We start from the raw sequence: 10894 nt of genomic DNA on the forward strand, positions 1-10894 counted from the left end.
CAGACCGGAGAATTGGATAGGCTTCCAAATGGCCACCCCGGTGACCACCTGCGAGATACCAGCGAGAATCACGATGATGTAGAGCAGCTTCTGCACTGCGTTGTAGACGGTGAGGTCTTCGTGAGCGATCTTGAAGTGCAGCGTTTCGACGACGGTCTGGACGACTTCAGCCGGCCGGATCGGCAGGAGCCGCTCGCGAAAACGGCCACTGACAATGCCGTAGATGAGATAGATGAGCCCATTGATCGCGAGAAACCACATTCCCGCGAAATGCCAATTGAGGCTCCAGGCGGCCCAATCGCCGAGCCTCCAGAATGGGCCGAAGACAAATCCACGGATGATGGGGTCGTCGTCGTATATACCCCAGCCCGACGTGATCATGATCAGCATGACGACCGCGTTGATCCAATGCATGATCCTCACCGGCAGCGGGTGGAGGCGGCGGCCGATTGGCGCGGGGCGCACTGTGGCAACGGTGTTTGCCTGCTCCTGACTCATTCGCCGAACTTCTCTGGCATTAGAGGTGACTGCCCCGACGAGGTTAAGTAGTACTGTTCGGACGACGAGGCAGCCTCGGGGTCTCCCGGGTTCACCATCTCGACAAGCTCAAGTAGCCAACCGAATTAAGTATAGAGCTTGCGGCCGCCACCAAGTTCCCACAGATCGCTTTCGGTATGGCGAAAGCCTTCAGATTCATGGTTTGAGCGCCATTGAACTGACGACGGAACATAAGCCCTGCCTCAGCCCACAAAGGTCTCTCCCTCAATTTCTGACAGGGCATTCGGGCTGAACAGGCTCTCGTTACACCAAATCTGGTCTCTAGAGAACAAATGCTCTGCGCTCGAGACATTCGCCGGTCGTTCGTCCCGCCTGTATGTGAGCCTTTCCATGATCGGCGGGCAGCCGTTAAGATCGGGAGGAAACCTCTCGTATTGCGGAAGGGCCAATGGATCGCCTGGATGCCATTGGTGCTGATCGCCGCCGTCGAAAGCGGCAGCCTTTCGGAGGCGGTCCGCAACTGGGCCTCCCTCTGGCTAAGGTCAGCCGTAAGGTGTCGGAGCTGCAAGCGCATCTGAACGCCAGCTTGCTGATCCGATCGGCAAAGGGTTTGGAGCTGACGCCGGGCCGCCCGTTGTTACGGCGGCAAAGGGAATTCTGGAGCAGCTAGCCGAGGTCGAGCGCGCTGCGGATTGCGAATATACCGAACCCAAGGGAGATCTGGTCATCACCGAGCCGACGATGTTCGGTCGCTTGCATTTCTTGTCGGTCGTGACGAAATTTCTGGCAGCCTATCCCGAGCTGGCCGTCGGCCTCATGCTGACAGACCGCGTTACTCATTTCATCGACGATCAGGTGGATGTGGCGCTCCGTATCGGGGCGCTGCCGGACAGCAGCCTGGTCGCGACGCGCCTCCGCTCGGTCCGGCACGTGACATGCGCAAGTCACGATTATCTGACCACGAACGGGATACCGACAACGCCCGGTGACGTGGTGCATCGTAACGTCATCTCGCTACGTAGCGTGTCCGCGCCGGGCGATTGGGTCTTCGTGTCCGATGGCGCGGAGATCACCGTGCCGCCCAAAGCACGCCTGTGCGTCAGCACGATCGAACGAAGCCGGCATTGATGCTGCACTCGCTCGGCGCGGACTCCTTCGGACGCTCTCCGATCAGCTTGCCGATCATGTGCGCAGCAATCGCCCGGCGGTCGTCCTCAATGAATTCGAGCCCGAGCCCCTACCGGTCCATCTCATCTATGACAAGTTGAACAGGCCGCCGCTGAAGCTCCGCGCCTTCGTCGATTTCGTCGTTCCGCGCTTGCGGGACAGGATAGCGAAGGCCGCCCTTTAGCCCCAGAGGCCGCGCCCGGCGCCGCATTCCTAACCAGATAATGGAAGGCCGTCTCCCAATGCCGGCGGCTGCCGGGTGCTCCCTCTGCTCGATATCAAGGCCTATTGCGGCGACGACTCCGGGTTCTGCCGAAGAGTCCAGAGCGACAGGTCGCGATGCCGGAGGGTCAGAAAGCATGTCAGAGGTAAGGACCGCAGAGGATCAGCCGAAATTTCGAGCATCGGGTCCGGACTCCGCCACGCCCCGCACACAAGGCCTGCCGCCGATAGCCGGTCTTACCTGTCAACCTGCGACCGGCCATCGTCTCCGTCGGGCCGCTTCTGCCATCCGTTCGGCAAGTTTGGCGGCGTTGATCCTGCTTCTCCTCGCAACGCTGGGGCGGGCCTTCGCAGGTTCTCTCGCCACGCTCCTGAGCTCAACGGTCACTGTGGGCGCCGGACTTGCGATCGCCGGAGCCCTCGTCGGCGGCTTCATCAAGGCGGCCTACACGGGCCGCGCCGCCTTAGCTACCGGAGTATATGCGGTTGCCCCCGCACTGGGCTCGACGATCGCTGCCGCCGCGAGTAGCCCACTCACCCAGGCCTTCGGCTCCTGGCGCGTCGGCATCGGCGCGTGGGCGATTCCGGTCTGTTCGCGATCGGCGCATGGCTTTTCATCGAGAGTCGTCAGCGTCGCCAGGAGGGGACATCTTAACCGCGACCCAACGGCATAGATTGCCGCTCGGCAATGGGGGGCCGCCGGCAATTGGGACGTCCAGCCCAATCGCAATATTTTGGGAGTCCGGAATGGAGCTTCGCGAAATCCGCTATTTTCTCGCTTTGAGCCGTACGCTTAACTTCACCAAGGCGGCGGAAGCGTGCGGTGTCAGCCAGCCGACACTGTCGCGCGCAATCCACAAGATGGAGGATGAACTCGGCGGCTTGCTCTTTTCCCGCGAACCCAACAACACACACGCGACCGAACTCGGTCGCCTGATAGAACCGCATCTCCTGGAGGCTGTGGTACACGCCGACCATGCAGAACTGACCGCGACCCGCTTCCTCAAGCTTGAGGAAGCCAATCTCGTGCTCGGGGTGATGTGCACGATCGCGCCGGTTCAATTTGTGAGCTTTTTGGCCCGCTTTAGAGCAGACAATCCGGGTGTGGAAGTTACGCTGCGTGAAGATATCCCTCAGCGGCTCTGCGACTTGCTGCTGAGGGGCGAACTAGATGTGGCATTGATGGCTAGCCCAGACGGCTTCCAGGAGCCACTTCGGGCGTCGGAACTCTATTCGGAGCGGTTCGTTGTCGCCTGTTCCGCAGGTCACCGGTTCGCTAGCAAGGCAAGTGTGCCGATGACTGAGCTTGACGGGGAGTCGTACCTTTCGCGGATTAACTGCGAGTTCTATGACGTTCTTGACGAGATGTGCCGCAAGCAAGGCGTTAATCTCATGAAAGCGTATCGCAGCGAGCGCGAGGATTGGATTCTCACGATGGTCGCCGCCGGACTCGGTATCTGCTTTCTGCCCGAATATTCGGCGGTCTTTCCGGGCGTCGTAGGATGCCCCGTCGTATCTCCTTCCGTCGCGCGCAACGTCTGTCTCGTCACGGTCGCCGGCCGCCGCCAATCATCGCCGGTCCAAGCGTTCGTGACCGCAATGCAGCGCTATTCCTGGCCGGCGACAGCAACCACGGGCAAGCCGCGGACGACGAAGGAGTCCTCTCGAATGCTGCGCCGTCGGAAATGATCCGATCACGAATGGCGGTGTCTGAATTTGCGAACTTTCAGCCAATGGCTGACCATGTCAGACGATGAAGATAAGCTTGAGTAATGAGCAGCGATTTCCTATCGTTAAGGCAGCCGAGGGTCGCTTGCACGCTGCGGCAGTGATGATGGCGACCACGAAATAGGCTCCGCAGCCGCTGTCCTGCCATAGCGAGCTCGTCAACCAAATCTCCGAGTCTGATCGACAACCGTTGCTTTCGACTGCAGCTGAGGGATTGTTCGCTTTGGGAGACGCCTATAGGCAAAGATTTCGGAAAGAAACGGAGATTTTTGACCCAGCGATGTCGGCGATGCCGCATAAACCAACCTGATCTCGATCTGCCTTAGTGTATCGCGCCATCCCATAGCGGTGGGCTATCGACACGATACCTTCCGGGAAATTCCCGTCCTCGGTACTGCTGCTGAGTATTCACCGTTGTCCGGGTGAAGCCGCACGCAAACAAATAATCGGGATGTTGAAATGAAGAGTTTCTTGTGCTTGGGCGCCGGCCAGATAGCCGTGCTTTGTTTAGCCGGAGCGACTTGTCTGCCCGCCATCACATCGGCCGCGGTCATCAATCGCGGTGAGGAAGGGCCGCCACTGTCCGAAATCCGACCGGCACCCAAATCAATCTACCCAGATCAGGCTGTGATCACAGCCCAGCCATCGCCATCCGAGGTCGACCCCTCTTTCCTCGGGCCGGTCCTGCTCATGAAATCGGCAGTTGTCGATTTGGAAGCCGGTACAGCCACTCTGCCCTTGCGCAAAGGGCGGCTGAAATCCGGCGAATTGGTCTGGTCGATCATGACGGACACGACCGATCCGAGCCTCGCCAATCTGCATGGCGTCGACTTTTCGCCGAAGCTTGCTTATGCCCTGACAGGCAAAGCTGTCCGTCATGCCTCCATTGCAAAGGATGGGACAATCGTCTTTGATTCCGGCAAGGTCGATTTCTCACCGAAGCATAGCGTGACACCAGGTGCCGCGCCCAATTTCTTCCCGCCGAAAGCCGCGCAACCCGGCTCGATCGGTGATGCGGAGTATTCGCCTCTGGTCGAGTTCGAGAATGGCGAGAACGCTATTTTCAACATGCCGATGGTAGCCTTCAATGTTTCGGCCTACGACCTTAACAAGATGTGCGACGGCAGTGTCAATTACTCGAAGGTACAGGACAAGGTGGTGAAGATTTGCCCGCGCGACGGGACGGTCACTTTGAAGATGACCCTCGGCTACACATTCGGCAAGCCGATCTTCTACCTCTCGACCGAAGCCAATGACGAGACGGTCGCGGCCCTGGAGGGGGCGACATACACGCCGGCTCTGAAAGACGTTCCGTTTGCCCTTGAAGATGCATCACCGGGCGAAGCTGCCGAACGCCTCTATACATTTGTGAATGGTCCGACCGGGATCGACAATCCGTTCCGTCAGGGGCTGGACAGCGCTCTTTCGGACAAAGGTACTCATGGGCCGCTGAACGTTCTCGGTGGCATCCCCACGATCAATCTCGACTATAGCCCATTATGGCGGCTGTTTCCCGTGAAATGGACCGACGATGCCATCGCCAAGGGCTACAGGACTAAGATGACGGATGCGATTGCCATTGAGGACGCCGGTGAACGCGGCATCATCGAGAGCATCACCGGCGGCAAGCCGAAGCCGGTCGGCTTCATCGTCAACTGCCCTGTCGTCTATCGCATAAACTGAGCCATTTGCTAGTCGAGTGCCGGGCGATCAGCCCGGCATCTCCTCTTTGCTCCAACCGGAAGAGAGAAATGATCAGGCATTTCATCGCCACCGCATTCGTCGGCGACGCAGTGGCGCTCGCTCCATCGTTGTCGGAAGCGAGGCAACCTATGCAATTCATGGCGGGCGATCCTACAGGACAAACATCGTTCTTTCCTTGGACACGCAGACTGAAGCCGGCTATGCGCACGTCTGGATGGTGAAAGACGCGAAGATCACGCGCTTCCGCCAGTACATCACTCTCGACAGCCGCTGGCGCAACCGTGCCGAATTCACGCGTGGCCGCGCCTAAATCGGGGCGTTCCTGACCCGCAAATGGGCACGTGAACTGACTGCCGGCTAATCAAGGAACTTTGGACCTTTGCTGGTAACCGCATAGCGTGCGTTTCGCCCACAAGTACCACGATGACTGCGGAAAGTGGTTCGGCGCCTATGGCAACGAGAACTGGCAGTTCGATGCCGAAGGGCCGATGGAAGTGCGCTTCGCCAGCATCAACGAGCATCTGATCACTTAGGCTGACCGCAAGTTTCGCTGGCCGCTCAGCCGCCGTCCCGATGACCATCCGTGCCTGAGTGACCTCGCACTGTGAGCCGTCGGCATCGCATAATTCCAAGGAGATGAGCCATGACTAAGTTGATGTTCGTGCAAAGCTCGCCGCGCAGCACCGAATCCAAATCGATTGAGCTCGCCCAAGTCTATCTCGACGCTCTCCGTGTCGAGAACCCGAACCTGGAGATTGACAGAATAGACCTCTGGGAAGCGGACTTGCCAGTCTTCGATGGCGACAAGGCGGCAGCGAAACTCAACGCCATCTTGGGTAGCGATCAAGACGCGATCCAACAGACTGCCTGGGACCAAATCGTCGGTATTGCCAATCGCTTCATTTCCGCTGATCGCTACCTCTTTGCTGTCCCGATGTGGAACGGTGGCGTTCCCTATCGCCTGAAGCAATATATCGACATCATCCATCAACCTGGTCTGCTTTTTGGCCTGAAGCCGGAAACAGGCTATTTTGGGCTGCTGGCAAACAAGCACGCGACGCTCGTGTTAACGTCTGGAGCATTTGCTCCGAGCTTCCCGTCGCCGGCATTCGGGGTGGATCATCATTCGACCTATCTACGCACCTGATTGAACCAAGCGGGCATATCCGCGATCGACGAGCTGCGCTTTCAGCCGACGCTGCTGACCAGCGACCCCGCCGGCGATCTCGAACGTGCCAAACAGGACGCCGCGCACCTGGCTCAGGCGCACGGCCGCGTTCAAATCGCCAAATCTGGAGTGGCATAATGCGAGCGCCAATTTTGCTGGCGGTTGCTACGGCCGCGACTCTCGTCACGGCGCAGGTCGCGCGAGCCGCGCCCGTGGCTTCCGCGTCGGCAACTACGACTTACCACCGTGTGCAGGTGGGCGGCCTTGGAATTTTCTACTGCGAAGCGGGACCAAAGGATGCGCCGACCATCGTATTGCTGCATGGCTTCCCATCTTCGTCACGCGAGTTCGACATTCTCATTCCTCTGCTTGCCACACACTATCATCTAATCGCGCCGGATTTTCCAGGCTTTGGCCAGAGCGATGCACCCACGCCGTCGAGCTACAATTACACGTTCGACCAACTGGCGAAGACGATCAACGATCTGCTCGAGATACTGCAGATCAATAACTACACGTTTTATCTACATGATTATGGTGCGCCAGTTGGTTTTCGCATCATCCTGATGCACCCGGAGCGGCTTCATGCGCTTATCATCCAGAATGGCAACGCCTACAAAGATGGCTTGGGTGCTAAATGGGCCAGGATCGCTGAATATTGGGCCAATCCGAAAGCTTATCCAGAGGTTAGCGCCAATCTCTTTGTCGATCTTAATCTTGACAGCTTCAAGTTGATTATCCTCCACATGGCTCTGGAGCAAGAATGTGGCGTCGAGCTTGAGCCGGACGATAGCGTAGCCACGGTAGCGCAGATGATCGATGCGATGTTGGTGGCGATGAACCAGGCCACGAAACGTGCAACCACCTTGAAAATTGTTCCAAAGGCCTCCGATGTTTGATTCCGATATTTACAAGTCGTCAGGTAGGCCAGCACTAAACTGCTCTCCGCTTCCTCGACAGAAGCCCGCAATAATTCCAGGAACTTCATTTCAGGACGTGAAATTCAGTGTCAGCCTGCGGCAATGGGAGGTCGGAGGACGCACTCCGGGACGCGATAGTTGAGGTGGATGGCTCCGAATTGGATGGGGTTGTCATAGTCGGCACCAATCTTCCGATGTCTCGGGTGGCGGGTGCGGCTGAGTTCTGGCTGGGCAAGCCTGTGATCGCACTCAATACGGCCACTTACTGGCACGCGCTGCGCGGGAGCGGCGTCCAAGACGAGGTGCAGGGCTTTGGCCGCCTTTTAAGCGGGTCGGGCGCAATGCTAGCGCGACGAGTGGGCGCGCCAAACTACGAATGTCCAGCTCATCAGGTGCGCAGGGCTTTCGGAGCAAACCCTGAGCCGACGCGCCGACCCTTTGCGGCAGAGGCTTCTGCGCACGGTGCGCGAGAACCTGGCCGCCCTTCGTCTCCGGCCCTACACTGCGCCCGCATCGTCTTCGGCGGCGTCTCGGGATTTCCTCTCGCGCTCGAGGATCACCGTATAGGCGCCGGCCGAGAGTTCGCCTTGGTCGCGCCTCGTCCGCACAATTCCGGCCACCCGTTGAAACTCAACCTCGGCTTGTGACGCCTTCATCTCATCACCCTCCGACTGGCGCGGATCGGGCATGGCGGTCCCCTGCTCGTGCAAACCTTTGTGTATCGTGAGCACGCCCGTCGTGAGCCACAACGCAGCTTTTGTTTCCTTATGCATTACAACCAGGTGATCCTGCCGACGAATAATTGCCCCCGGGCTCAGCCACAGAAAGCCCTGCCGCCGTGGAGTCTCTGCGCACGGTGCGCGTAAACCTCAGCAGCCGGGCGAGGGTGATGGGCCCGCCCGGCCTTCCCTGGACGAGGATGCAACTCCCCCAGGGCTATGGTAACTTTAGCACGCAGGTTGGCGCCCGCGCAGTTTTGCACAGGGGGGCACGGCACGCTCATCACGCCTAGATACCTCAACAGTGGCGAGAGGAGATGAGGGTTCTATCGTGGGTCCTTGATCTGGAAATCACGCCCGTCGTGCCGCGAACTGCATCCCCGGATCGCGGCAATTGTCGTCTCTGGTTTTGCCCTGCGGCTCTGGGAGCGCCTTGAGGAGCTTGATCCGCCTCCCGTCTTCCTTGGAAACCATATCGCACCAAGGAAGTCCTGCAGATTCTGCGCCAAATCGCACCGAAGGGGAATGGGTGTCGGGTCCGCCGACGCCCCAAGAGAGCAACATCCGCCGTAGCGGTATGCGGACCGTGCGCAGAACCAGCGGCCGGACGAGAGTGGCCCTCCCGCCCGGCCTAACCCTGGGGAAGGAGGTCAGACCAGCCCAGGGCAATGACCGATCTATCACGAGATTTGCCCCCTGCGCGGTTCTGCGCGCGGAGTCCTAGGCGTGCGAAGACGCGGAGAGTGGTAGCGTGGCCGAAAAGACCGGAGACGCAGGCAATGCGTGCAGTAGTCTATCGCGGGTACAAGCTTGAAATCCACCATGAGGATGGCGCATGGCTTGTCGGGATCGCCGGCACCGGGTGGTGGAGCAGGCGGCACATCGAAATTGAGAACGCCCTCGATGAGGCACGGCTGTGGATCGACGTGAACTTGCCCAAGATTCGCTTACGATGTGGAAGCCCAGAGGGGCGTCGGCACTACCGACACCCTAAGGGGGTTATCACTGTGAAGACCCTTTGGCGGCGTCGCGGCCGACACGGACCTACCAGAATAACCTTCGGCTCTCGCGCATCAGCGCAGGCCAGTCGCTCATGAGGACGAAGATTACGAGCAACACGATGCTGACGCAGCCGGCAATGACTGCAGGATTGAAGGCTACACCGCTCGACTTTCGTTCGGCCGCACGGAGCCACAACGTCCTTAGCCAGAGCACCTTCGGCGCCTCTCGTCTCAGCCCGGCTAGCCGCATCGCCGCCAGACAACGGTGATATCGAGGGTGACCGAGCAGCTTTGAGGGGGGTGGATTGATCAAATCGTAGAAACCCGCCCCATCGTGGCGAGACACAAAAATCGTTGGGCACGAAACGGTGCCCGTGAGACAAGGGGGCGCTCCAAACCTCAAGGGCGCGTCCAATGCTGCTTATCGTGCTGATCGTTTTGGCCATCATCTTTTTCGGCGGTGGCATCGGCTACGGCTATCGCGGCGGCCGGACTGGCTATGGCCACGGCGGCGTCGGAATAGGCACGATCCTGATAATCATCGTGATTGTGGTGCTGCTTAGCGGCCATCACTTCTAGGGTTACATTCTAGCGCTTCAGCAGGGAGGCGCGCTTTGGGCAAACCGGTGGTGACGGTGGTCCCGGTCGGAGACGGCCGTCCTACCATCCTGATGCTCGACCCCGCGGAGCAGGAGGAGTGCGCCACGAGCCGCAGAAATGATCCCCACGGCTATACGGAGGCTGAGCTGCGTCGCATTCTGGCCAACTGCTACAAGTTGTCTCCCGAAGAGATAGAGGGGCGCATCCCGACCGCGAGAGGTCAAACGCCGATCGTTTGAGCTTGAGGTCGCCATGCGGCAGAGTCGCGCGCCGGCGCCAATCATCGGCGGGAAATCGACAGTGGATGATTGAGTCAAAGTAGCGGCTTTTGGAACTCACCATCAACAAGTTCGCCTACAGCTACAAGAGCGCAGCGGTTGCGGACTTCGACTAGGCAGATGCGGTGCTTCAAGGGAGGACTAACCCAAGACCGAACAACTAGGGCAGTATTTTTCATGATAGTCTGGCGGCAGGACGAAAACTGCTGGCTGTGGGGACACTTTTCCAGTAGTATTTCGACCATTAGTGATGGGGCTATTTCAGTGGGCGCCTTCCTTTATCGCGTCTTCACTTTCATCGCCTTTTTCTTCGTCGCTTCGGGGATAATCTCGGTGCTCCTGATGGAGTTCGGCCCCGACAATGGGGTCGGACTAATCGCAGGGCTACCGATCGTGCTGCCCTTCATCATCGCTTCGCCTCTTATCTATCTGCTGGGCTGGACTATCCGATGGATTTCCGGGGCTCCTGCTACGACGCCGAAGTGGGACCGCAAGGCAGTGAGGCGGTCGCTCCCTGGGGCTCCGCCTCCAACACTTGCCGCCTCCCGGCCAAAGCCTGCTGAGCAGCTTCCACCTCTCCGTCCCCCTCCTTGATCGGTGTCGCCGGAACAAGGCCAGGAAAATCGCCATTCGCTAGCACGGGTGCGCGTAATCCAGTCCGGCGGGGGACCGTTTTCGCTGCTGTTCTCAATCCAGACGGTAACTATGCCATCGCACAGCGAAGGCGAGGCGGTGAAGGCCTTCCCATCTTTATCGACCCGCACGGTGAATCCGCGGAAACGCGCCATCTCTGCCTCGTTCTCCAGGCGATCCTGACCTTGGGTCCTCTCCAGCTTAATGCACTGCACGAAGTCTCGAGATGATTCGTAACTATATTTTTCTCGAGTTC

General features: G+C 59.1%; 11 protein-coding genes and 1 pseudogene. 10 read left to right on the forward strand and 2 right to left on the reverse strand.

Translation table 11 applies throughout. From position 1 onward, the window contains the following. On the reverse strand, positions 1-498 hold a 498-nt coding region (locus GSQ83_RS18225; protein WP_158804327.1), incomplete at its 3' end, for a cytochrome b/b6 domain-containing protein. A gap of 657 nt (positions 499-1155) precedes the next feature. On the opposite strand from GSQ83_RS18225, the gene GSQ83_RS30015 reads away from it, so the two are divergent. The 8 genes and pseudogenes from GSQ83_RS30015 (at position 1156) to GSQ83_RS18255 (ending at position 7386) form a co-directional block, all read left to right on the forward strand. Beyond that, positions 1156-1626, forward strand: a complete 471-nt coding sequence (locus GSQ83_RS30015; RefSeq protein ID WP_256367249.1) for a LysR substrate-binding domain-containing protein — start codon at positions 1156-1158, stop codon at positions 1624-1626. 572 nt (positions 1627-2198) lie between these two features. Further along, the gene (locus GSQ83_RS30020) at positions 2199-2561 is read left to right on the forward strand and encodes a hypothetical protein (RefSeq protein ID WP_216850333.1); all 363 of its coding nucleotides are present in this window, start codon (positions 2199-2201) and stop codon (positions 2559-2561) included. A gap of 73 nt (positions 2562-2634) precedes the next feature. Continuing rightward, positions 2635-3576 carry a LysR family transcriptional regulator gene (locus GSQ83_RS18235; protein ID WP_158804328.1) on the forward strand — a complete coding sequence of 314 codons (942 nt, stop codon included), beginning with the start codon at positions 2635-2637 and terminating at the stop codon, positions 3574-3576. A 498-nt stretch (positions 3577-4074) separates the two neighbouring features. Further along, positions 4075-5298 carry a hypothetical protein gene (locus GSQ83_RS18240; protein WP_158804329.1) on the forward strand — a complete coding sequence of 408 codons (1224 nt, stop codon included), beginning with the start codon at positions 4075-4077 and terminating at the stop codon, positions 5296-5298. 268 nt (positions 5299-5566) lie between these two features. Then, a pseudogene (locus GSQ83_RS18245) lies at positions 5567-5927 on the forward strand (DUF1348 family protein); the annotation flags it as partial. 47 nt (positions 5928-5974) lie between these two features. Next, positions 5975-6466, forward strand: a complete 492-nt coding sequence (locus tag GSQ83_RS18250) for an FMN-dependent NADH-azoreductase (RefSeq protein WP_216850335.1) — start codon at positions 5975-5977, stop codon at positions 6464-6466. Continuing rightward, positions 6467-6625, forward strand: a complete 159-nt coding sequence (locus GSQ83_RS30025) for a hypothetical protein (RefSeq protein WP_216850337.1) — start codon at positions 6467-6469, stop codon at positions 6623-6625. It begins immediately after the preceding gene. Then, positions 6625-7386 (forward strand): alpha/beta fold hydrolase, encoded by a 762-nt coding sequence (locus tag GSQ83_RS18255; RefSeq protein WP_158804330.1) that lies wholly within the window; start codon positions 6625-6627, stop codon positions 7384-7386. The genes GSQ83_RS30025 and GSQ83_RS18255 overlap by 1 nt, the downstream gene beginning before the upstream one ends. A gap of 518 nt (positions 7387-7904) precedes the next feature. Here GSQ83_RS18255 and GSQ83_RS18260 read toward each other — a convergent pair. Continuing rightward, positions 7905-8180: a hypothetical protein gene (locus tag GSQ83_RS18260; RefSeq protein WP_158804331.1), complete on the reverse strand. Its 276-nt coding sequence runs from the start codon at positions 8178-8180 to the stop codon at positions 7905-7907. 1361 nt (positions 8181-9541) lie between these two features. Between GSQ83_RS18260 and GSQ83_RS18265 the strand changes: the two genes are divergently transcribed. Further along, positions 9542-9706 (forward strand): DUF3309 domain-containing protein, encoded by a 165-nt coding sequence (locus GSQ83_RS18265; RefSeq protein ID WP_174246682.1) that lies wholly within the window; start codon positions 9542-9544, stop codon positions 9704-9706. A 35-nt stretch (positions 9707-9741) separates the two neighbouring features. Further along, the gene (locus tag GSQ83_RS18270) at positions 9742-9966 is read left to right on the forward strand and encodes a hypothetical protein (RefSeq protein WP_158804332.1); all 225 of its coding nucleotides are present in this window, start codon (positions 9742-9744) and stop codon (positions 9964-9966) included. Positions 9967-10894 lie beyond the last annotated feature (928 nt).

The sequence above is a fragment of the Acidisoma sp. L85 genome (assembly GCF_009765865.1).
Classification (GTDB): Bacteria; Pseudomonadota; Alphaproteobacteria; order Acetobacterales; family Acetobacteraceae; genus Acidisoma.

Excerpts from the sequence above, each read along its gene's own strand:
- GSQ83_RS18235 (WP_158804328.1), top strand. The coding sequence starts at position 2,635 with ATGGAGCTTCGCGAAATCCGCTATTTTCTCGCTTTGAGCCGTACGCTT.
- GSQ83_RS18240 (WP_158804329.1), top strand. The coding sequence starts at position 4,075 with ATGAAGAGTTTCTTGTGCTTGGGCGCCGGCCAGATAGCCGTGCTTTGT.
- GSQ83_RS18250 (WP_216850335.1), top strand. The coding sequence starts at position 5,975 with ATGTTCGTGCAAAGCTCGCCGCGCAGCACCGAATCCAAATCGATTGAG.
- GSQ83_RS18255 (WP_158804330.1), top strand. The coding sequence starts at position 6,625 with ATGCGAGCGCCAATTTTGCTGGCGGTTGCTACGGCCGCGACTCTCGTC.
- GSQ83_RS18260 (WP_158804331.1), bottom strand. The coding sequence starts at position 8,180 with ATGCATAAGGAAACAAAAGCTGCGTTGTGGCTCACGACGGGCGTGCTC.
- GSQ83_RS18265 (WP_174246682.1), top strand. The coding sequence starts at position 9,542 with ATGCTGCTTATCGTGCTGATCGTTTTGGCCATCATCTTTTTCGGCGGT.